General features: G+C 63.3%; 18 protein-coding genes. 11 read left to right on the top strand and 7 right to left on the bottom strand.

Features of this window, described 5'->3' with window-relative positions:
* Window positions 1-9: 9 nt before the first annotated feature.
* From CVS30_RS13495 to CVS30_RS13455, 9 genes are all read left to right on the top strand, one after another.
* Window positions 10-1347, top strand: coding sequence for an ABC transporter substrate-binding protein (locus CVS30_RS13495; protein ID WP_110485854.1), 1338 nt, complete (start codon window positions 10-12; stop codon window positions 1345-1347).
* Window positions 1344-2291, top strand: a complete 948-nt coding sequence (locus CVS30_RS13490) for a carbohydrate ABC transporter permease (protein WP_110485853.1) — start codon at window positions 1344-1346, stop codon at window positions 2289-2291. The genes CVS30_RS13495 and CVS30_RS13490 overlap by 4 nt, the downstream gene beginning before the upstream one ends.
* On the top strand, window positions 2288-3196 hold the full coding sequence (locus CVS30_RS13485; protein ID WP_110485852.1) for a carbohydrate ABC transporter permease: 909 nt from the start codon (window positions 2288-2290) through the stop codon (window positions 3194-3196). The genes CVS30_RS13490 and CVS30_RS13485 overlap by 4 nt, the downstream gene beginning before the upstream one ends.
* Complete coding sequence (locus CVS30_RS13480) at window positions 3196-6243, top strand: glycoside hydrolase family 2 TIM barrel-domain containing protein (protein WP_110485851.1); 3048 nt, start codon at window positions 3196-3198, stop codon at window positions 6241-6243. The genes CVS30_RS13485 and CVS30_RS13480 overlap by 1 nt, the downstream gene beginning before the upstream one ends.
* Before the next feature lie 154 nt (window positions 6244-6397).
* Window positions 6398-7123: a phosphatase PAP2 family protein gene (locus CVS30_RS13475; protein WP_181419804.1), complete on the top strand. Its 726-nt coding sequence runs from the start codon at window positions 6398-6400 to the stop codon at window positions 7121-7123.
* A 12-nt stretch (window positions 7124-7135) separates the two neighbouring features.
* Window positions 7136-7792, top strand: coding sequence for a DedA family protein (locus tag CVS30_RS13470; RefSeq protein ID WP_245934602.1), 657 nt, complete (start codon window positions 7136-7138; stop codon window positions 7790-7792).
* Window positions 7779-8450, top strand: coding sequence for a response regulator transcription factor (locus CVS30_RS13465; RefSeq protein ID WP_110485848.1), 672 nt, complete (start codon window positions 7779-7781; stop codon window positions 8448-8450). The genes CVS30_RS13470 and CVS30_RS13465 overlap by 14 nt, the downstream gene beginning before the upstream one ends.
* Window positions 8447-9448 (top strand): sensor histidine kinase, encoded by a 1002-nt coding sequence (locus CVS30_RS13460; protein WP_245934601.1) that lies wholly within the window; start codon window positions 8447-8449, stop codon window positions 9446-9448. Before CVS30_RS13465 ends, CVS30_RS13460 begins: the two co-directional genes overlap by 4 nt.
* A gap of 77 nt (window positions 9449-9525) precedes the next feature.
* Window positions 9526-10788 (top strand): APC family permease, encoded by a 1263-nt coding sequence (locus CVS30_RS13455; protein WP_110485847.1) that lies wholly within the window; start codon window positions 9526-9528, stop codon window positions 10786-10788.
* A gap of 34 nt (window positions 10789-10822) precedes the next feature.
* Here the strand turns inward: CVS30_RS13455 and tsaD are convergent, their stop codons facing one another.
* Genes tsaD through alr form a run of 5 tightly spaced genes read right to left on the bottom strand, consistent with a single transcriptional unit; the run spans window position 10823 to window position 14975 of the window.
* The gene (gene tsaD, locus CVS30_RS13450; protein ID WP_110485846.1) at window positions 10823-11914 is read right to left on the bottom strand and encodes a tRNA (adenosine(37)-N6)-threonylcarbamoyltransferase complex transferase subunit TsaD; all 1092 of its coding nucleotides are present in this window, start codon (window positions 11912-11914) and stop codon (window positions 10823-10825) included.
* A complete protein-coding gene (gene rimI / locus CVS30_RS13445) occupies window positions 11911-12393 on the bottom strand; it encodes a ribosomal protein S18-alanine N-acetyltransferase (protein ID WP_110485890.1) in 483 nt (160 codons plus the stop codon). Before rimI ends, tsaD begins: the two co-directional genes overlap by 4 nt.
* A 41-nt stretch (window positions 12394-12434) precedes the next feature.
* Entirely contained in the window at window positions 12435-13172 is a 738-nt protein-coding gene (tsaB, locus tag CVS30_RS13440; protein ID WP_110485845.1) for a tRNA (adenosine(37)-N6)-threonylcarbamoyltransferase complex dimerization subunit type 1 TsaB, read from the bottom strand.
* A gap of 13 nt (window positions 13173-13185) precedes the next feature.
* Complete coding sequence (tsaE, locus tag CVS30_RS13435) at window positions 13186-13797, bottom strand: tRNA (adenosine(37)-N6)-threonylcarbamoyltransferase complex ATPase subunit type 1 TsaE (protein WP_110485844.1); 612 nt, start codon at window positions 13795-13797, stop codon at window positions 13186-13188.
* On the bottom strand, window positions 13794-14975 hold the full coding sequence (alr, locus tag CVS30_RS13430) for an alanine racemase (protein WP_245934600.1): 1182 nt from the start codon (window positions 14973-14975) through the stop codon (window positions 13794-13796). The genes tsaE and alr overlap by 4 nt, the downstream gene beginning before the upstream one ends.
* Window positions 14976-15170: 195 nt before the next feature.
* Between alr and mshA the strand changes: the two genes are divergently transcribed.
* Together mshA and CVS30_RS13420 are read left to right on the top strand one after the other, a co-directional pair.
* Window positions 15171-16421 carry a D-inositol-3-phosphate glycosyltransferase gene (mshA, locus tag CVS30_RS13425; RefSeq protein WP_110485842.1) on the top strand — a complete coding sequence of 417 codons (1251 nt, stop codon included), beginning with the start codon at window positions 15171-15173 and terminating at the stop codon, window positions 16419-16421.
* A gap of 209 nt (window positions 16422-16630) precedes the next feature.
* Entirely contained in the window at window positions 16631-19747 is a 3117-nt protein-coding gene (locus CVS30_RS13420) for a S8 family serine peptidase (RefSeq protein WP_442320000.1), read from the top strand.
* Window positions 19748-19827: 80 nt separating this feature from the next.
* Here CVS30_RS13420 and CVS30_RS18475 read toward each other — a convergent pair whose 3' ends face one another.
* Both CVS30_RS18475 and CVS30_RS13410 read right to left on the bottom strand, forming a co-directional pair.
* Window positions 19828-20349 carry a serine protease inhibitor gene (locus CVS30_RS18475; protein WP_306418780.1) on the bottom strand — a complete coding sequence of 174 codons (522 nt, stop codon included), beginning with the start codon at window positions 20347-20349 and terminating at the stop codon, window positions 19828-19830.
* A 64-nt stretch (window positions 20350-20413) separates the two neighbouring features.
* Window positions 20414-21559 carry an ROK family transcriptional regulator gene (locus tag CVS30_RS13410; protein WP_110485840.1) on the bottom strand — a complete coding sequence of 382 codons (1146 nt, stop codon included), beginning with the start codon at window positions 21557-21559 and terminating at the stop codon, window positions 20414-20416.
* Window positions 21560-21572: the final 13 nt, after the last annotated feature.

The following is a 21572-nucleotide window of genomic DNA, read 5'->3' as shown; positions in this document are numbered from 1 at the left end:
AGAACCCTTATGCCCCTTGTTACTCGAAGGCAGTTGCTGCACGGCGGCTTAGGTACCGCAGCCCTGGGACTACTGTCTGCCTGCGCCACGCCTGGAACTCATTCGGTCAATACGGCGCCCACCATCGCCTCAACAACTGGTGAGAAGATCACCATTGAATACTGGTCCTGGCTCAAGGATCTGCAGGTTGTGGCGGATATCTGGAACGCCGCGAATCCGAATGTTCAGGTTAAAACCGTGTGGATCCCCAGCGGAAACCAGGGCGGCTACCCGAAGCTGTATTCAGCACTCGCCGCCGGCGGTGGCCCCGATCTGGCACAGGTAGAGTTCGGTGTCATTCCGTCCTTCATGATGGTCAATGGGCTCGTGGACATCTCGCGCTACGGAGCCGCGGAATTCGCCGGCCGCTACGACAAAAACTTGTGGAATCAGGTAAGTTTCGCCGGCGGCGTCTATGGCATCCCACAGGACTCCGGCCCCATGGCCACGTACTACCAAAGCGAGCTCTTTGCCAAGGTCGGCGCCACGGCTCCTGCAACCTGGGACGAATGGGCCGACGTCGCGGCGGAACTGCGCAAGGCCAAAACCTACATCGATTGCTTCCCCTTGTCCGATGCCGCCGTATTCACCGCCTTTGCAGCCCAGGCCGGCGCTTCCTGGTTTCGCGCCGACGAGGACGGCTGGGTCATTAACATGAGTGACGAGGCAACCTTGGAGGTGGCCCGCTTTTTCGACAAGGCCATCGACAAGGACCTCGTCCAGACTGGTTTCACCCCCTTTTCTCCGGGTTGGTTCGCGGCAGCAGGAAAGGGTGAAATCGCCACGCTGACCTCGGCCAGCTGGGCTGACGCACTCATCGCCGGCATCAGCGGAGGAGCAGGCAAGTGGCAGGTGGCCGACATGCCGCGTTGGAGCTCTGGAGGATACGGTTCCAGTTACCAGGGCGGCTCCACTGTTGGCGTCATGGCCAATAGCAAACATCCCCGTGAGGCGCTGGAGTTCGCCGCGTGGCTAACCTCCACGCAAGAGGGAATCGACGCCGAAATTGAACATTGCGGCATTGGCTGGTCACCGGCCCCGGAGATCATCGGCACCCCGCGGACGCAGCCCTCGGATTTCTTTAGCGGCCAGAACTACAACCAGGACATCTTCGCCCCGGCAGCCCTCGAACAAAACACGCAGTGGTCCTGGTGGCCCTCCCAGCAGCAGTCGTTCAACATTCTCAGCGATGGATTCCGACAAAAAGCCTCCGGTACCACCCTCGTGGATGCCGTTGTTGCGGCAGAAGAAAAGATCATGACCGTCTTTAAAAACAGCGGCCTGAGCATCCGGAAGGAATCGGCATGAGCATCACAACCCCACAGAGAGAATCCCGTCCGGCAGCTGACCGGCGCGGCGGCACCCGGCGGGTTTCCGCCGTCACCCGCGCCCCATGGCTGTTGCTGGCTCCGTTTCTGGCTCTCTTCCTGCTGACCTTTATCCTGCCCATCATCGTGGCCGTGATCTCCAGCTTCACCAAGGTCACCCGTGGTGGCTTGTTTGGCGAGACCGGAGTCACGAGCAAATTCGCAGGATTCTCCAATTACGCCCAAGCTCTGGCGGACGGAAACTTCGTTGCGTCCATGGGACGAATGCTCCTATTCGGTGTGGTGCAGGTACCGGTCATGATTGTTCTGGCCACCATCTTGGCACTCCTACTGGAGGCCGCCTCGGCACGCTGGCCCGGATTCTTCCGCGCCGCGTTCTTCCTGCCCTACGGTGTACCCGGTGTCATCGCCACGATCCTGTGGTCCTTCTTGTACGTGCCCGGATTGAGCCCGCTGATTGATATTGCCGGCTGGTTTGGCCTCTCCCCCGACTTCCTAGGCCCCAGCGCTGTGCTGTGGTCCATCGCGAACATCGTGACCTGGAGCTACACCGGTTACAACATGCTCATCATCATCGCCCAGCTCAAGGCCATCCCCACCGAGGTCTACGAGGCCGCCAAGGTTGACGGGGCCTCCCCCGTCCGGGTGGCCTGGACCATTCAACTCCCACTGATCCGTCCGGCCCTAGTATTGACCACCATTTTCTCCATCATTGGCACCCTGCAGCTTTTCGCCGAACCTCAGGTTTTGCAAACCGTCTCGCCAGCCATTGACAGCCAATACACCCCCAACCTCAGCGCCTACACCACGGCCTTTGCCTACAACGACTACAACGTCGCCGCGGCACAGGCGGTCCTCATCGCCGTGGTGGCTTTTACGCTCTCCTTCGCCTTCCTGGCGTTCTCGAATAGGAAGTCATCATGACCACACAGCTGACTAAGCCCGTCACGAAACCGGCGGCAAAGCCCTCGGCCAAGGTACATAAGCCCGGGACGAAAAAGAGCACCACCATTGTTGTCACCGGCATTTTGGTGGTGGCGGCGTTGTACTTCCTGGCTCCCGTGTACTGGGTTCTTGTGGCGTCGACCAAATCAACGGCGGATCTCTTCTCCACCAACGGCTTCGCTTTCGCCGCGAACTTCAATTTGTGGAATAACTTGTCCCAAGTTCTCAGCTACGACAACGGTATCTTTGTCCGCTGGTTCCTGAACTCGATCCTCTACGCCGGCATTGGCGCCTTATTGGCCACCTACATTGCCGCGGCCGGAGGCTACGCCCTGGCAAAATACCAGTTCCGCGGCAATAACCTCGTTTTTGGCATCATTCTTGGCGGTGTCCTGGTACCCGGAACGGCAACAGCCCTTCCGCTCTTCCTGCTCTTTAGCCAGATGGGCCTGGCCAACACGTACTGGAGCGTTTTACTACCCTCGCTCGTGTCCCCGTTTGGTTTATTCCTGTGCCGAATTTACGCCCAAGCCACCGTGGACCCGGCCCTGTTGGAGGCCGCCCGCCTCGACGGCGCCGGGGAAATCCGCATCTTCCACACAGTTGGCCTGCGGGTCCTGACACCGGCGCTGGTCACCGTGTTCTTGTTCCAGCTGGTTGGCGTATGGAACAACTACTTCCTCCCGCTCGTCATGCTTTCAGACACCAAGCTTTACCCTGTGACCCTGGGCCTGAATACGTGGCTCAGCCAGGTCAATCGCCTGCCGGAGTTTTACCAGCTCACCACCGGCGGAGTGTTGCTGTCCATCATCCCCCTCGCCATCGCCATGGTAGTTCTGCAACGCTTCTGGCGCGGCGGCCTCACAGAAGGATCAGTCAAGTAATGTCTTCCTCCTACATCACCGATCAAGGCCCCGGTTCCGGCCTCCGTGTTCCGGCCCGCTCGTGGCTGAACAGCGATGCCCCGTCACTGTCCCTCAATGGGGATTGGCGCTTCCGCCTCTTGCCCACTGCTCCGGGTACTCCCGGGGCCGGGTCCGTGCTTCCCACGGGAGAAACGGTGGAAGGCGTTGCCTCCGAGTCCTTCGACGACTCCAGCTGGGACACCCTGGCCGTTCCCTCGCATTGGGTCCTGGCCGAGGACGGCAAGTACGGCCGCCCCATCTATACCAATGTGCAATACCCCTTCCCAATCGATCCCCCGTTTGTCCCGGACGCTAATCCCACGGGCGATTATCGCCGTACCTTTGACGTCCCGGACAGCTGGTTTGAGAGCACGACGGCGGCCCTGACCTTGCGCTTTGACGGCGTCGAGTCCCGCTACAAGGTCTGGGTTAACGGAGTGGAGATTGGGGTTGGCTCCGGCAGCCGCCTCGCCCAGGAATTTGATGTCAGCGAGGCCCTGCGTCCCGGGAAAAATCTCTTGGTCGTCCGGGTTCACCAGTGGTCAGCCGCAAGTTACCTCGAGGATCAGGACCAGTGGTGGCTCCCCGGCATCTTCCGTGATGTCAAGCTTCAGGCCCGCCCGGTGGGCGGACTCACGGATGTTTGGCTACGGACAGATTGGTCCGGCAGCGGCACGATCACCCCCGAAATCACGGCGGATCCTGCCGCGTTCCCCGTGACCTTGCGCGTGCCCGAGCTGGGACTTGAGGTTATCTGGGACTCTCCCGCCGACGTCGCCCCGGTGAGTATTGACGCCGTCGAACCTTGGTCTGCCGAGGTGCCGCGCCTCTACGACGCAAGTGTCTCCAGCGCCGCGGAGAGCATTTCGCTGCGCCTGGGCTTCCGCACCGTGAAAATCGTGGGAGATCAGTTCCTGGTCAATGGCCGCAAGGTGATTTTCCACGGCGTCAACCGCCATGAGACCAACGCCGATCGTGGCCGGGTCTTCGACGAGGCCAGCGCCCGTGAGGATCTGGCGCTCATGAAACGCTTTAACGTCAACGCCATCCGCACGAGCCACTACCCGCCACATCCGCGTTTTCTGGATCTGGCCGATGAGCTGGGATTCTGGGTCATTCTCGAGTGCGATCTGGAGACGCACGGCTTCCATGCCCTTAAGTGGGTCGGCAATCCCAGCGATGATCCGGCCTGGCGCGATGCCCTCGTGGACCGTATGGAGCGCACGGTCGAGCGGGATAAGAACCACGCCTCGATTGTCATGTGGTCGCTGGGCAACGAGTCCGGGACCGGCGCGAACCTCGCCGCCATGGCGGCCTGGACGCATGCGCGCGATCTCTCCCGCCCCGTGCATTACGAGGGCGACTACACGGGAGCCTACACGGATGTCTACTCCCGCATGTACTCCTCGATTCCGGAGACGGATTCCATTGGGCGCAACGATTCCCATGCGCTGCTCCTGGGCTGCAACGCCATTGAATCCGCGCGTCAGCGCACCCGCCCCTTCATCCTCTGTGAGTACGTTCATGCCATGGGCAACGGCCCCGGCGCGATCGACCAGTACGAGGATCTTGTGGATAAGTACCCGCGTCTTCACGGCGGTTTTGTGTGGGAGTGGCGTGACCACGGCATTCGCACGCGTACCGCCGACGGCACCGAGTTCTTTGCCTACGGCGGCGACTTCGACGAGGTCATCCACGACGGCAACTTTGTCATGGATGGCATGATCCTCTCCGATTCAACGCCCACACCGGGCCTATTTGAGTATAAGCAGATCGTCTCCCCGATCAGGCTCGCGCTGACCTTGAACGCCGAGGGGAACGCGGGCCTCACGGTAGCGAATCTGCGGCACACCTCTGATGCGTCCGACGTCGTGCTGCGTTGGCGTGTGGAGCATAACGGTACACGCGTTGACGCGGGTGAACTCACTACAGATGGCGCCAACGGCCCCTTGCAGGCGGGCGATTCGCTCACGCTGACGTTGCCCACCATCGTCGCTGCGGCTGAGGGTGAGACCTGGCTGAGCGTCGAGGCCGTGCTGCGCGAGGCTACGGCCTGGGCTCCTGCAGGGCACCCTCTGAGCGAGACTCAGCTGGATCTCTCCCCTGCGCAGCCGCCGTTGCGCGTGCCTCGCCCGGCTTCCCCCATCGCTGGTGCGGCTCCTGTGGAGCTGGGTCCGGCCACGTTCGACGCCGGATCCCTCGTTACGCTGGCAGGATTGCCTGTTGCAGGTCCCCGGCTCGAGCTATGGCGCGCGCCGACGGATAACGACAAGGGTCAGGGCTTTGGTGCTTATGGTCCCGAGGATCCGTGGATCAATAGTGGCCGGGGTGTTCCGGCGCCGTCGTCGGCCGTCGTCTGGCAACAGGCTGGATTGGACCGACTCACGCGCCGCGTTGAGGACGTAGCCGCGCTGCCGCAGGGTCTGCGCGTGCGTAGCCGCTATGCCGCCGCCAACAGCGGACATGATGTTGCCGTTGAGGAGAACTGGCAGCTTTCCGGCGATGAGCTGTGGCTGCGGATCGACATTGCACCCAGTGCTGGTTGGGATCTGGTGTTCCCTCGGATCGGTGTGCGGTTGGATCTTCCTAGCGAGGTTGACGGTGCTTCCTGGTTTGGCGCGGGCCCGCGGGAATCGTACCCGGACAGTTTGCATTCTGCCGTTGTGGGTACCCACGGCGGATCCCTCGAAGAGCTCAACGTCAACTACGCCCGGCCACAGGAGACTGGCCATCATAGCGATGTGCGCTGGGTGGAGTTGAGCCGCGATGGGGCTCCGTGGCTGCGCATTGAAGCAGATCCGGATGCTTTAGGTCGACGCCCTGGCTTCTCCTTGGCCAAGAACACGGCCCAGGAAGTTGCCCTTGCACCGCATCCGCATGAGTTGCCGGAATCGCAGCACAGCTATCTTTACCTCGATGCGGCGCAACACGGTCTGGGCTCGAGGGCTTGCGGGCCCGATGTATGGCCGGACTTTGCACTACGACCGGAGGCCAGGACACTCGTCCTGCGCATCCGTGCCGCTTAGAGACTAGGACGCCGCATCACTTTAGGGGCTTTATCCCATTACGCTCCCGCAATTTTGTGGGTCTGAGGAATTCTTAGAGAGTTCTTAGATGACGTGCGGGACAGTGGAAATACCAGCCACTGTCCCGCACGTTTTTGTTGAAGAAAGCTCCCTCATGCACTCATTGAGCACCCGCACAAACACCGCGACTCCGCACCAGAGCGCTCTCTTGCCCCGGCTCCCACAGCCGGCATTTTGGGGCCTGTGGGTAACGATCTTGTCCTTAGCCGTCCTCGCGATCGGCGTCGTCGCCAGCCACTCCCCGCAGTTCACCTCGGAGGAATTCACGGTGGATCAAGAGCTCAGTAAGAGTCATGTGGGCGTTCTGACGGGCCTGGTGATGGTGCTTGATAGGGCTTTTTCTCCGGTCGGCGGCGTCGTCATGATCGGTCTGGTTTGCTTGTTCCTCTGGTTGTTCCGCACATCATTTGTCAACGCGCTGGCCTTTGGCGGTGTGGCCTCCGCGGGATGGCTCTCCAGCCAGCTGTTCAAAGTCATCGTCGCCAGGCAGCGGCCCAATCCGGCCTTGTTGATTGACCCGCTCTCCCCGGAAACCGGCTCCACTAGCTTTCCCAGTGGTCATGTGGCCCTCGCCGTGGGACTGGCCTGGGCTTTTTACTTTCTGTTGCGAAAGACTCACTGGGCCAGGCCGGTGATGGTGCTGGCCGTCGTCGTACCTCTTGTAGTGGCCTGGTCTCGCATCTATGTTGGTGTGCACTACCCCAGCGACGTTATTGCCTCATTCCTGGCGGCGAGCGCAGGCGTAATGTTGTTTGTTGGTGTGTGGAATCTTTTCCGGGGCGCCGGCGATGCTACTGCCGCCACCCACCCTTCTGTGTAATCGAGACTCATTGTGCTGCATGTAATTGATCCTTCTACCCTTTTGGGTGATCTCGGACCGGCGACGTTGGCCGTCGTGGCCTTGATTGTTTTTATCGAATCGGGGCTGTTGTTCCCTTTTCTGCCGGGCGATTCGCTGCTCTTCACTGCCGGGCTGTTGCATCAGCAGCTGAATCTGTCACTGCCGGTCTTGATTGGTGTGGTGGTGGTGGCCGCGATTGCCGGAGATCAGGTGGGTTACCTGCTGGGACGGAAGTTTGGCCGTCGCTGGTTCAAGGACGATGCCCGGATCTTGAAGACGAAATATCTGACGGAGACCGAAGAATTTTTCGCCAAGCGGGGCGGCTGGGCCATTGTGCTGGCTCGTTTTGTTCCCGTGGTGCGCACCTATGCTCCCTTGGTGGCCGGGGTTGCGAACTTTAACTACAAGAAGTTCACGTTGTGGAACATTGCTGGTGGTGTCGCGTGGGCAGCGTCGATCACCCTCTTGGGGACGTGGCTGGGACACTACGAGATCATCGCCAAGAATATCGATGTCATCGCGGTGCTTCTGGTGCTGGCCTCCGTTATACCGGGTTTGATCAGCTTTCTTCTCAAGCGTCGCAAGGCCGGTTCAACTGCTCCCGCCCCTGTGACGACAGAGGACAATAAGGATCATGTACATCCCTGAGCTGCCACGGCTCCTGTTGATTGAAGATGATCCCGTGTTGGGTCCGTTGATCGCCGAGCTTTTATCGGGCGACTATGAAGTTCGGATCGCCCCCGATGGGCAACAGGGTCTCCATCTGGCTCTCACGCAGGACTGGGAGGCCCTGGTGGTTGACCGCGGCTTGCCGATCCTGGATGGGGTGGCGCTGATTCAGGCCCTACGGCGCAAGGGCGTCACGACCCCTGCCATTATTCTCACCGCTCTGGGGTCCACGGCAGAGAAGATCGCCGGGCTCGACGCCGGAGCTAACGACTACATGAGCAAACCCTTTGACGCGGGTGAGCTCAGAGCGCGGCTGCGTGCCATAACCCGCAGTTTCGCGGCCACCCCGACGCTATTGAGCTTCGGGGAGTGGGTGCTGGACCCCGTGAGCCGTTCCTTGCGTTCCTCCTATGGGGAACGGGTGGCCCTGACCGCCAAGGAAAGCGATCTCTTGGCGCTCCTCGCCGCCGAACCGGAGCGCGTGTTCAGCCGGCAGGAGTTGTTGACGAACCTGGCCCACCCCGACGATTCGCACAGTGTCATCGACACCTATGTGCACTACCTACGTAAGAAGCTCTCGCGCTCCGTGATCCGCACGGTGCACGGACTGGGTTACCAGATTGGGGATGGTTCTTGAGCTCCGCGGATTCACCCCAGCTCCGCCGCGCCGCACTGACGGTAGGGCTGCGAATTGCCATCAGCATCGCCCTCATGGTGGTGGTCGTCATCATCGCGGCAGCACTGTACATGCTGTATCTCTCCGACCATCCCGATGTGAATGCCGCCGACACCTCGGCCCGGGTTTATGTTGAATCCAACGACATGCTCAAGGCCATGATCGTGGCCGGCATTGTTGGAGTTCTCGCCGCCGGTGGCATTGGCTGGCTCAGCGCCCGCAGCGCCATCCGCCCCCTGGGCAAAGCTCTCGAACTGCAGCGTCGCTTCGTCCAAGACGCCAGCCATGAGCTGCGCACTCCCCTGACGATTCTGGACGCCCGGGTGCAACTGGCCGAGGTGAAGGTGGCGCCGGGCAGCGACGCCGCCGGGCTGTTGGGCCAGATCCGGCAGGACACGGCCGCGCTGTCGGCCACGGTCCAGGAATTATTGCTCGCGGCCACCGGCGAGAGCGAGGACACGGCCGAACCCCTCGAGGTATCCGCCGCCGTGGCCACGACGGTTGCAGGTCTCAACGATCACGCGGCTGCCCGGAACATCACGCTGCGCACCGAGAACGACGGCGTCGCGCACGTCCGTATTCCGGCCAACAGTCTGCATCGGGCCGTGTTGGGCTTGATCGACAACGCCCTCAATCACACTCCCGAGGGCGGCGTCATCACGGTCGGCACGGCGCTGCGCGGAAACACCATTGCTATCTCCGTGGCCGACACCGGCGCCGGAATCACTGGCATCGACCCGGCCCGCATCTTCGATCGCTTCGCCCACAGCAGCACACCGGCGCTGGGTGGACGCCGCAGTTACGGTCTCGGCCTGGCCCTGGTGCGCGAGATCGCACAAGCCTGCGGCGGCAGCATCGCCGTCACGGCCACGGGCCCGTCCGGCACCACTGTAGAACTCCTCCTCCCCGTTGACCTGGCACATAATGCCGCTATGAGACGTCAGAAGGGCATGATCTGACTACTCAACCTGGGGACGTTCACTTTCCGGCGGCGGCGTTTACTCACAGTTCATCTGAACCAGCTAGTCTCGAGTGAATGAGCAACCCGCAGAACTTGGCCCGCAGGCTCGGCACCTTTGACGCCGTCGTGATTGGCCTAGGCTCCATGATCGGGGCCGGCGTTTTCGCCGCCTTCACTCCTGCCGCCCAGGCCGCCGGATCGGGATTGCTGATCGGCCTGGCTGTGGCCGCCGTCGTGGCGTACTGCAACGCCACCTCGTCGGCACAATTGGCCGCGGCCTACCCCACCTCCGGCGGTACCTACATCTATGGGCGCGAACGCTTGGGGCAGTGGCCAGGCTTCCTCGCAGGCTGGGGCTTTGTTGTGGGCAAGGTCGCCAGCAGCGCGGCCATGGCCATGACCTTTGCCGCCTATGCTGCACCCGCCGGGTGGGAGCGACCCGTGGCGATCGGCGCCGTCGTCCTGCTCGTGGCTGTCAACTATCGCGGCATCAGCCGGACGGCCGCCATGGCCCGGATCATCGTGCTGTTGGTCCTCGCCGCTCTGGCCCTCGCTATCACCGCGGCGTGGGTGGGCACGGGCGGCAGCACAGCCTCGATCAGGGGCGAGGGCCTGTTGTCCCACGGCTGGTACGGGATTGCGCAATCGGCCGGGCTGCTCTTTTTCGCCTTCGCCGGATATGCCCGCATCGCCACGCTGGGTGAGGAGGTGCGCGATCCGCGGCGCACCATCCCCCGCGCTATCCTGCTCGCCCTGGCCATCGCCGCCGCACTCTACGCGGTCATTGCCGTGACCCTGCTCAGTATTTTAGGGCCCGACGGCGTCGCCTCCTCAGCAGCTCCGCTCGCCGAGGCGGTGGCCGCGGGAGGCTGGAGTTGGGCCTCACCCGTGGTCCGTTTCGGGGCGGCCTTGGCGTCGCTGGGGGCGTTGTTGGCTCTCATCGCGGGGCTGGGAAGAACTTCCTTGGCCATGGCGCGCGAGGGCGATTTCCCGCGCTACTTTGCCGCCATTCACCCGAAATTTCAGGTGCCGCACCGTGCGGAACTGGCGCTGGGCGCGGCCATCGTCGTGATCATTGCCGTGGCCGATCTGCGTGGGGCCATTGGATTCTCGTCCTTTGGCGTGCTGGTCTACTACCTCGTGGCAAATCTGGCCGCGCTGACCCAGACCGGCGCCGACCGCCGCTACCCCAAATTCCTGCAGCTACTCGGCGCCGCCGCCTGCGTCATCCTCGTTGCCACGCTGCCCCTCGAAGCGGTGCTCGCCGGCCTGCTGATGTTCGCAGGAGGAATCTCCTACCGCCTCGTCAGACAACGCCGCACCACTTTACGGCCATAATCGGCCAACGCGGCATCATTTTCCGGCGGTGCTCCTAGAGGCTGATGCTCGTCACCGGCATGGAGGAATCCGGTGCGAACGCCAGATCGCTGGGGGCTACACCGTTCATGACAAGTTGCGCGCCGAGGGCCGCCACCATGGCTCCGTTATCGGTGCAGAGCGAGAACTTGGGCACCAGCAAGGTGATGCCGGCGGCCAGGCAACGCTGGTGTGCCAGCTCGCGCAGACGGGAGTTGGCCGCCACGCCGCCACCCAGCAACAGGGTCGTGATGCCTTGTTCCTTGCAGGCCAGCACGGCTTTGGCCGTAATGACGTCCAGCACGGCTTCCTGGAACGACGCCGCAACATCGGCAAAGGGAACCTCCTCGCCGCGCGCCTCGTAGCCCTCAACGCAGCGAGCAACCGCCGTCTTCAGCCCGGAGAAGGAGAAGTCGTAGCGGTGCGGGCCAGGAGCCTCGGCCGTCCCCATGTACTTGGGCATGGTCAGCCCGCGCGGGAACCTGATGGCCTTGGCGTTGCCCTCGCGTGCCAGCTTGTCGATCGCCGGCCCGCCCGGGTAGTTCAGCCCCAAAAGGCGGGCCACCTTATCGAAGGCTTCGCCGGCGGCGTCGTCAATCGTGGCGCCGAGCAGCTCAACATCCGAGGCGATGCTGCGCACCCGCAAAATCTCGGTGTGCCCTCCGGACACCAGCAAGGCACCGAGGTTCTCCGGCAGCTGACCACCCTGGGTCATGGCGGCGATGGATTCATCAAGCAATCCCACCCCAACGTGCGCCACGAGGTGGTTGATGGCGTATAGCGGCTTGCCCGTGGCCAGGGCCAGCGCCTTCGCCGCACTGACACCCACCATGAGGGCGCCAGCCAAACCGGGTCCGCTTGTCACGGCAATCGCGTCCACATCCTCCAGCGTGACCCCGGCATCGGACAGCGCCTGTTGCAGTGTGGGCACGAAGGCGTCCAGGTGCGCGCGCGAGGCGATCTCGGGGATGACTCCGCCAAATCGCACGTGCTCTTCCATGGACGAGGAGACCGTGTTGGTCAGCAGCTCGGTGCCTCGAACCAGCCCGACCCCGGTTTCATCGCAGGAGGATTCGATCCCCAAGATCAGCGGATTTTCCTGGCTCATGACGGGTCCTTCGAGGTTGTGGGGAGATCTGCGGTGGCGAGTGGGAGTCGCATGATGAGCCCGTCCGAGCCGTCACGGTAATACTTGCGCCGCGTGTGAATGTGTTCAAAACCGTAGCGTCGGTACAGCGCCTGCGCCCGCGGATTGGTGGAGCTGACCTCCAGCATGACGTCGTCCGCGCCGCGCCGCCGGGCCTCGGCGATGAGCTCGGTCAGCATGGCCCGGGCCATCCCGCGCCCCTCATAGTCCGGCAGCACGCCAATGGTTTGGATGTCGCCAATGGGCGCCACACACATGAGCCCGGCATAGCCCACAATGATTTTTTGGGAAGGCTCGACGGCGGACGGCAGCTCCGCGATCACGTACCGTCGGGTCTCTGGCTGGGCCAGTTCCCCGACAAACATCTCCCGCGGCCAGGCGTCCACGCCAAAGAGCTGCTGGTCCAGGGCCGCGATGAAGTCAATGTCGGCCTCGACCATGTCTCGAAGCTCGGCCGGCTGGGTGGTTGCGGCTTCGACGCTCACGACAGGGCTCGCTTCCGGGGGCCGGGGACCTTCGCATCGGACTCGCGCAGGTAGAGCGGGGTGGAATCCAGCAGTCCCGCGGCCTCGAGGGAACCGGCGGCCGTGATCTTGCGAGCCGCCGCGCGGCCCAGTTCGAGGGCCGTGGGCTGCGCTTGGGCGAAGGGCTCGTACACGGAGCAACGGTTGGCGGTGAGGACCTCTTCATAGAGTCCGGCACCGGCGCCAAATACCTGAACACCAAAAATGTCGTCGGCCGGACCTACGTGAGGCCCGTCCAGCAGCTGCGCGCCTGCACTGTATTTAGCCCAGTACACTTCCTTGCGCCGGGCGTCGGTGGCGATGACAAAATCCCGGACGGCGAGCGGGGCAACAGCCACCCCGTTGCGGTATTCGGGTGAGTCAAAGACCTGGTGGGCCAGGGCGTCCAGGCTCATCATGCCGTACAACGGAACACCCCACGTGAAGCTCAGTGTCCGTGCCATGGCAATGCCGGAGCGCAGACCCGTGAACGGTCCCGGACCGGTGCCCACCACAATGGCATCCAGCGCGGGCCCCTCCGTGATGGGGTCACCGAAGAGGGACTTGACGCCCGGAGCCAGCACCTCGGCATGGCTGCGCGTGTCCTCGGTGACGAAGTTCGCCACCACTTCTGCGGTCTTCACGGGGTTGCTGGGGTCAAAGTCCAGGATGGCTGCGCTAGCAACAGCCGAGGTATCAATAGTCAGTATTCGCACGAAATTTTTATCTCTACTCTGTTGTGTTCACGCGCTGGCCAAGCAGCGAAAAATCGGTCTCTGCCCAGCGCGGCCCCACGGCCACCAAGCGCAAGGTGCGGGGTTCGTCGTCGTCCTCGTCAGCATCGAAACTGGCGGAAAAATCACTGTCCTCCACGTCACTGCCGGCAAAGTCACCGGCGGCCTCAGTGGGAGCGGCGACAGGGCTGGCGCCCCCCACGGCCCGCACGAGCTCAATCTCCAGGCGGCTGGCGGCCAGGTGTTCCACCCGGTCAACGCCCCATTCAACCACCGTGACGGAGGAATCCATGGTGTTTTCCAGGTCGATGTCATCAATCTCGCCCGGGGTCGCGAGCCGGTACGCGTCAACGTGGACCAGATCCGGGCCGCCGGGGTTGGAGCCGTCGGGCAGGTTCGGATGAATCCGCACCAGGACAAAGGTGGGCGAGATGATGCCCTCGCGCACGCCAAGGCTGCGGCCCAGGCCTTGCGTAAAGGTGGTCTTCCCCGCGCCAAGTTCACCACTGAGGATGATCAGATCGCCGGCACGCAAGAGTTCGGCCAACTTCCCTGCCAGCTGTTGCGTGGCCTCGGCCGTGCCCGTGGCAAATTCCCAGAGCGTCATTGGGCCCCTCCCACATAGCGACGCGGAACGCGGGGGCTGATTCGGGTCACGATCTCATAGTTGACCGTCCCGGCGGCGCCCGCCCACTCCTCAACGAGGGGTCCGCCGTCGGCCCCATTACCAAACAAGACGGCCGGGGCACCAAGCGCCGAACCATTTTCGAAGCCTGCCCGCCCCTCAGGGCCGAGGTCGATGACCATCTGGTCCATGGCGATCCGGCCCACCACCGGGTAGGTGATGCCGTTGACTCGCACCGGGCCGCCCGTGGCAATGCGCGGCACACCGTCGGCATAGCCCAGGGGAATCAGGCCTAGGGTCGTGGCCTGTGAGGCGATGAAGTTCAGCCCGTACGACACGCCTTGACCGGCGGGAACGTCCTTGCACTGGGCAATCTGTGTCTCCAAGGTCATCGCGGGCGTCAGGCCCAAAGCGGCGGAGCTTTGGTCCGCAAACGGCGAGAGCCCGTAAATACCTAGGCCTACGCGAACCATGTCGAAATGGGAGTCGGGGCGGGACAGGGTCGCGGGGGTGTTGGCGATGTGCCGAACCTCCAGCTGCGCGCCAGCCTCTTCGGCAATGTTGACGGCCTCACGGAAGCGGTCCAGCTGCTCATCGGTTTCGGGACGCTGCGGTTCATCGGCCACGGCAAGGTGGCTAAAGACGCCAACTACACGCAGCAGGCCCTGATCCTGATACTCCATGGCGGCGGTCACCAGGGCCGGCCAGTTCTCGCGGGAACAGCCGTTACGGCCCAAGCCGGTATCAATTTTCAGGTGGATTCGAGCGGGGCGCTGCAGCTCGCGGGCCGCGGCCACAATGTATTCAAGCTCCCAACCGGAGCAGCCCAAATCCAGCTCGTTGGCCACGGCAGCCGTGAAATCGGTGTCCAGCGTGTGCAGCCACGACAAGACCGGCACCTCGATGCCGGCGGCACGGAGCGCAAGACCCTCGGACACGTGGACGGCACCAAGCCACTGAGCTCCCGCGGCCACCGCGGTGCGGGCCACCGGAATCATGCCGTGCCCATAGGCGTCGGCCTTGACCACCGCCATGAATTGGGCCGGGGCGGCAATCTCACGCAGATGACGGATATTGTTGGCGATCGCGGACAGGTCAATGATGGCTTGCCGTTCAAGACTGGGACTGCGCTCAGGAACGGGGGCAACGAAAGGGCTCACCAGCCCATTTTAGGCCTCTTTTCTGGGAGTCAGTTCGATTCTTCGCTCCCGTGCCGACGCTCACACGTAGCACGGGCGTGGAACAACTCGCGTCGTGTGCACCTTATAGATGGCGAGCGGTCCCCAGCAGTGGGAAGATATATAAGGTATTTGCGGGGTCAACCGGCCCGGCCACGAAGCCAACGGAGGAAAGCTGTGCATCAGATTCGGCGTGTCGCCATGCTATCCCTCCACACTTCCCCGCTCGAGCAGCCCGGCGGTGGCGATGCCGGCGGCATGAACGTTTATGTGCGCCATCTCGCCTTAGAACTGGCCGCCACGGGTGTGGCCGTTGACATTTACACCCGACGCGTCTCCGCAGCGCAGTGTGAGAGCGTGGAGCTGGCCCCGCTTGTCACGGTGCACCACATTGCGGCGGGCCCCGCCGCAAAAGTTTCCAAGGAGGTCCTGCCGGAGCTCATCACCGAGATGGCGGACGCCGTCGCCGATCATGTGGCGGCACTTCCGGGAGAGCCGGTCAGGGTCATTCACTCGCACTATTGGATTTCCGGGATGGCCGGGTTGCTGGTTGCTAAACGGCTCGATCTGCCGCTCGTCCACACCATGCACACCATGGCCCGGGTCAAGAACCATCTCCTGCCACAAGGCCAGACCGCCGAGCCTGGTATCCGAGAAGATGGCGAGCAACATATTGTGGCGGCGGCAACGCGCTTGATTGCCAATACCACGGCCGAGGCCGCCGAGCTGGAGCGCCACTATGACGGCTGTGAGCAGCGCATCGATATTGTCTCCCCCGGTGTCGACCTCAAAACGTTTAAACCGGCTTTCCGGGATCGTTCTCGGCAAGAGCTTGGTATCGCGCCGGAGCGTTTCCATGTCGTTTTTGCCGGGCGCATGCAACGTCTCAAGGGCCCGCATGTCCTGGTCAAGGCGGCGGCACTCCTGCGGGAGGAACACCCCGATATCAACCTTCAGCTCTCCTTCCTGGGCTCGCGAAGCGGCAACGATAAGTACGATCTGCAAACCCTCATCGACAACGCCGGGTTAACGGACTGCGCCACCATCTACCCGCCCGTCGAGGCGCCGCAATTAGCCGATTGGTACCGCAGCGCCAATGTCGTGGCAGTCCCCTCCTCCAGCGAGTCCTTTGGCCTGGTGGCCCTGGAAGCTCAGGCCTGTGGCACCCCGGTGGTGGCCACCAATGTTGGCGGCCTGCCCCGCGCCGTAAGCGATGGCCGCACGGGCCTGCTCGTGGACGGACGCTCGGCCACCTTGTGGGCCGAGGCTCTTGCCTCACTGCATGACTTCCCCGAGACCCGGATCGACATGGGCCGTGCCGCCTCCGTCTTTGCCGGAGCCTTTGGCTGGGAACGAACGGCCGCCCGCACGGTCTTGAGTTACGATCTCGCCCTGACCTACCAATACATCGCACCTCCTGGCTGCTAGGCGCCACCCCTAGCCGTATGGATAGTTCATGACCATCTTCGTGTGTTTGGGGTCACAAACTTCGTACTGGTCAGTAGCCTAATGGGGTTGGCTTCGATCGTTTCGCACCCCCGACTTCATCACTCGATGCTCAGGTACGAACCGTCGCGCCATGTTGCACCCGCTAGGTAAGCCGCCTAGCGGAGATCCTGTTGAAAGGTTCACGCGCCATGAAACGAACGAGAAGAACTCTCTTTCGAAACTCAGGAATGCGAAAGGCTGTGGCTCTTTGCGCCGGCCTTCCATTGCTTTTTGTCACAGTGGGGGCACTGCCCGCATCGGCCAACCCGAGCGAACCCACCGAGTCCGGCATTTCCCAGTCGGAGATTGACCCCTTGGATTACCAGGCCGGACGTTACATCGTCGTCCTCGCCGAGCAGCCCATCGCCATGTACGACGGCGGCACGGCCGGCATGAGTGCCACCAAGCCCCAGGCGGGCCAAAAGTTAGATTCCTCGCGTCCCGAGGTCAAGAAGTACAAGGCTCATCTTGAGAACAAGCAGGCCGCCGTCGCCAAGACGGAAAATGTTAAGGTCAAGCGCACCTTCACCGCGGCCTTGAACGGATTCTCCGCGGATCTCTCGGCAGATCAGGCCCTCGCCCTGGCCAAGGACCCCAACGTCCTGGCCGTCGCGGCCGACACCGAGAATGCACCTGATTACTCCAGCACCGATTTCCTCGGGCTCAGCGGCCCCTCGGGTAGCTGGAACACAAAATTTGGCGGCCAGGACAAGGCCGGCGAGGGTGTCGTGGTCGGCATCATCGACACCGGTTACACCCCCTCGAGCCCCTTCTTTGCAGGAGAAGAGGTGCTGCCCCTGACGGGTGAGCCGCAGGTTGGTGTCCCCTACCGCACAGATGATGGCAATATCGCCATGCTCAAGGCCAACGGTGAAACCTTCTCGGGCGAATGCCAGAAGGGTGAGGGCTTCGATGGGAGCGCCTGCAACTCCAAGGTCCTCAGCGCACACTACTTCGCCGATGATTTCCTGGACTATGTAGCACCCGGGGATCGCGCACCGGAAGAGGTCATCTCACCCGTTGACGTGGGCAGCCACGGCACGCACACGGGCAGCACGGCAGCCGGAAACGCCAACGTTTCCGCCACCATCGGCGACCGCGCCATGGGTATTACCAGCGGGGTTGCCCCGGCGGCAAAGCTCTCCGTCTATAAGATTTGCTGGGAAGATACCGATCCCGACACGGGCGGCTGCTACTCCTCTTCGGCAGTTGCCGCCATCAACCAGGCCATCCTCGATGGTGTTGACGTGCTGAACTACTCGATCTCTGGCAGCGCCACCTCCACCACGGATCCGGTCTCCCTGGCCTTCCTCTCAGCCACCTCGGCCGGGATTTTCGTTGCCGCATCAGCGGGTAACTCCGGACCCACGGTCAGCACCGTCAACCACGGCGCCCCGTGGCTGACCACGGTTGCTGCCACCTCCTTCTCCTCCGAGTTGCAGGGCACGGCAGAATTCTCGGACGGCAGCAAGTTCCGGGGTGCCAGCATGATGGCCCAGGGCGTTCCGGCCAGCCACGTGATCCTCGCGACCACCGCAGCAGCATCCGGTGCCGCCAACCCCGAATTGTGCGGACCGGGCACACTCGATGCCGCGAAGGTTGCGGGCAAGGTCGTTGTCTGTGATCGCGGCGTGATCGACCGTACGGCCAAGAGTGCCGAGGTCAAGCGTGCGGGAGGCGTGGGCATGATCCTCACCAACGTCACCTCTTCCTCAGAAGATGTGGATCTCCACGCAGTTCCCACGGTGCATGTGAATCCTCCGGCGACCCAGCAGATCAAGGATAAGGTCACGGCCAATCCGGATATTCTGGTGACCTTGGTGGGCACGGATACCACTGGTCTGCCGGTCGCTCCGCAGCCGCAGGTTGCCGGGTTCTCCTCGCGCGGCCCGCTGTTGGCCACAAATTCTGATCTGCTCAAGCCCGACGTTGCAGCCCCGGGTGTTGCTGTCTTGGCGGGGGTCTCCCCCATCGCCACCGGCGGTGACCAGTTCGGCATGATGTCCGGAACCTCCATGGCCGCACCGCATGTTGCTGGTTTCGGCGCACTCCTGATGGCCAAGAACCCCACGTGGTCACCGGCCACGGTGAAGTCGGCCATGATGACCACTGCCACGAATGTGGTTAATGAGGACGGCAGCAAGAACAGCGACCTCTTCGCCACGGGCGCCGGCCAAACCGCCGTCGTCAAGGCGCTCACCCCGGGTCTGGTGTACGACGCGGGCGACACCGAATACCTGAAGTTCATTCAGGGCACCGGAATCGACCTGGGCATGCCGGGCTTGGGCAGCACGGCACCGCGAGACATGAACCTCGCGTCCTTCGCCGTGGGCAGCCTGGCCGGCAAGGTCACCGTCACCCGCACCGTGACGGCGTTGCAGGCCGGTATGTACCGCGCCACGGCCAACGTTCCCGGTGTCAACGTCAAGGTCACCCCGTCGGTGCTGAACTTCGCTCAGGCGGGTCAGCAGCGCACCTTCAAGGTCACCTTTGAAAACGCCTCGGCACCCTTGGGTAAGTTCGCCATGGGTAACATCGTGTGGCAGGGGCAAGGCGCTACCGTAACCTCCCCCGTAGCGGTGCGGCCGCTCGCCGCCATCGTGGCTCCGGAGATCACCTTCACCTCCGATCAGGGCACGGGAACGGGCAAGATCCCCGTGGTCTCGGGAACGAATGCGCCTGTGGCATTGACGTTGAATGGTCTCTCGAAGGCCGATTCCAGCGCCGTTGAGCTGACGCCCGGCCCGCTGGTTGTCGGGACGAACGCCTCGAACTACCTCAAGGAAGTCACCGTTCCGGTCGGCACCGAGCTGGCCAAGTTCCAGGTCATTTCCTCCGATGCGGGCGCTGACTACGACATGGTCGTGTTCAACCCGCAGGGCAAGGTGTACGACCTGCGCACGGCGTCCTCCAGCGAGTCCTTCTCGCTGAGCAATCCGACGCCGGGCAAGTACCGGGTCCTGGCCAATCTGTACTCCAGCACGGATGGCGGCGCGGTCAAGGCCAATGTTGACGCCGCGATCTTGGGCGGCAACGTGGGCAATGCCTCCGTCTCGCCGAACCCGCTGAAGCTCGCCAACGGCAAGTCCGGCAGCGTGACGCTGGGCTGGACGGGTCTGGCTCCGGGTAACTACCTGGGCCGGGTGGCCTTTGGTGATGCCGGAACCGAAACATTTGTCTCGGTCATCATCACCGACTCGGGCGCCGCGGTAATCCCGCAGAACGCCAAGGTCGCCGACTCGCTGGTTCAGGAGTCGCAGGGCTAAGACGCTCTCACAGTACGACGGCGGGGACTGCGCAATTCAGGTGAATTGCGCAGTCCCCGCAGTGGTTCGTTTGAGGGAGCTTACACCGCGCCGGTGCTGCCGGCCAAGGCCCCGAACAGCGGAGCCAGAGCCTGCCAGCGGGAAATCTCGCAGCCGTCGGTGCGGCTGAAGCTCGCGTTGACTTCTTGATCTTCAAACCACCCTGTCACGACGGCGATTTCCGGGCCACCGTATTGCTGGGTGCAGACTCTCGTGGGATCCGGCAGGGCAAAGAAGATCTTTTCGCCGTGCTGTTCCACGGCAGCCAGTGCGGCCGCGGAATCGGGCAGATTTGAGGCGGCGGAGGGCGTTGCACCGTCGGCCACGAGTCGGAAGACGCGCGGCGTGGCACCGGGAGATTCCGTCAAGGTGATGGTCAGATCGACGCGCGCGGCGGCAGCGGTGGTCGGGGAGCTGCTGGCCGGGGCGCTCGAGGCATCACCGCCAGGTGTAGCCTGGCTGCAGGCAGCCAGAAGTGCCGCTAGCGAGAGCAGGGCCGCCGTCACGGCAAGTCGTGACCGGGCCTCGTGGGCCGCCTCTCGCAGACTGTGAACGACGTTCATGGTGGCCGCCTCCTCGCGTTTGTGCCGTGGTCACCCCAGACTATGCCTATAGCCCGTGACCCGGCTAGAGAACGAAGGCCTGCGCTTGAATCGCCACGGCTGCCGCACCGCGCGCCCACTCCGTGAAATCGGCAGAGGCAACGCGCAGGGTCACGGGATCGGCGTCAGGATCGCGACCGGCGGCCAGCGCCGTCAGGACCGCGTCCTTGCGGCTCGTAAAGAGCGCAAGTCCCTCCCCGCCTAGCACGACAGTGTTAACCATCGTGAGATTTGCGGCGGCGGAGATCAACACGCCCAGGGCCTTTGCCGCGGCCTCGAGCACGGCGACGGCCACCTTGTTGCCGGCCTCAGCCAGCTCGAGTGCCTGCGCGTAATCCACCGGATGCCCTAGGGCTGCGGAGATCTGCAGGCAGATGCTGGGAATCGACAGCATGGCCGTGGAGCAGCCGCGATGCCCATCGGCGCACATCGGCCCCGTGGGATCGAGCGGGAAGTGCCCGCCCAGGCCCAGCCCGGTGTCGGCCGTTCGCATGACATGGTTGCGGATGGCCAAACCGTAACCAACTCCCGCACCCACGGTAATGACGGCAAAGTCGGCTACCTCCTTGCCCGCACCGAACCATTGCTCGGCGGCAACGAGCGCCGTGACGTCGTTATCCACGACCACGGGCAGGCGGAGACGATCAGCGAGCAGCGCACCGAGCGGAACATCTTTCCACGCTAGGAACGGCGCCCGATACACCACCCCGCCGGCCCGCACCTGGCCACCGAGGGAAACCCCGACGCCGGTCACCACCACCCCGTGTTGGGCGGCCAGCTGTTCACTCAACCGGGCGATTCCTGCCACGACCGTGGCAACGGCGGTATCAGGCAAAGGCAGCGAGGCCTCGGCCAACACGGTGGCTCGCAGATCCGTCAGGACGGCTTGCAACACATCCCCGGCAACCTTGACGCCCACAAACCACGCGCTGTCGTTGCGCACATCGAGCAGCCGCACGGGCCTGCCCACGGTGCCGTCGGTCAGCAGCTCACCCTCGACCAACAGGCCGGAATCAATCAGGGGCTTGCCCAACCGGGTCAGGCTGGCCACGCTGAGCTTGAGCTCCTTGGCCAGCTCACCACGTGAGATCGGGCCGCGCACAAGGACCAGCCGGGCTAGCTCGAGCGCCGAATCACTCAGGGCGTCCGGGAGCGGAATGACGGTGTTCATGCCGCCTAGTTTA

Origin of the sequence: Arthrobacter psychrolactophilus, assembly GCF_003219795.1 — a bacterium.
GTDB lineage: Bacteria > Actinomycetota > Actinomycetes > Actinomycetales > Micrococcaceae > Specibacter > Specibacter psychrolactophilus.
This window is presented reverse-complemented; position numbering and strand designations above follow the sequence as displayed.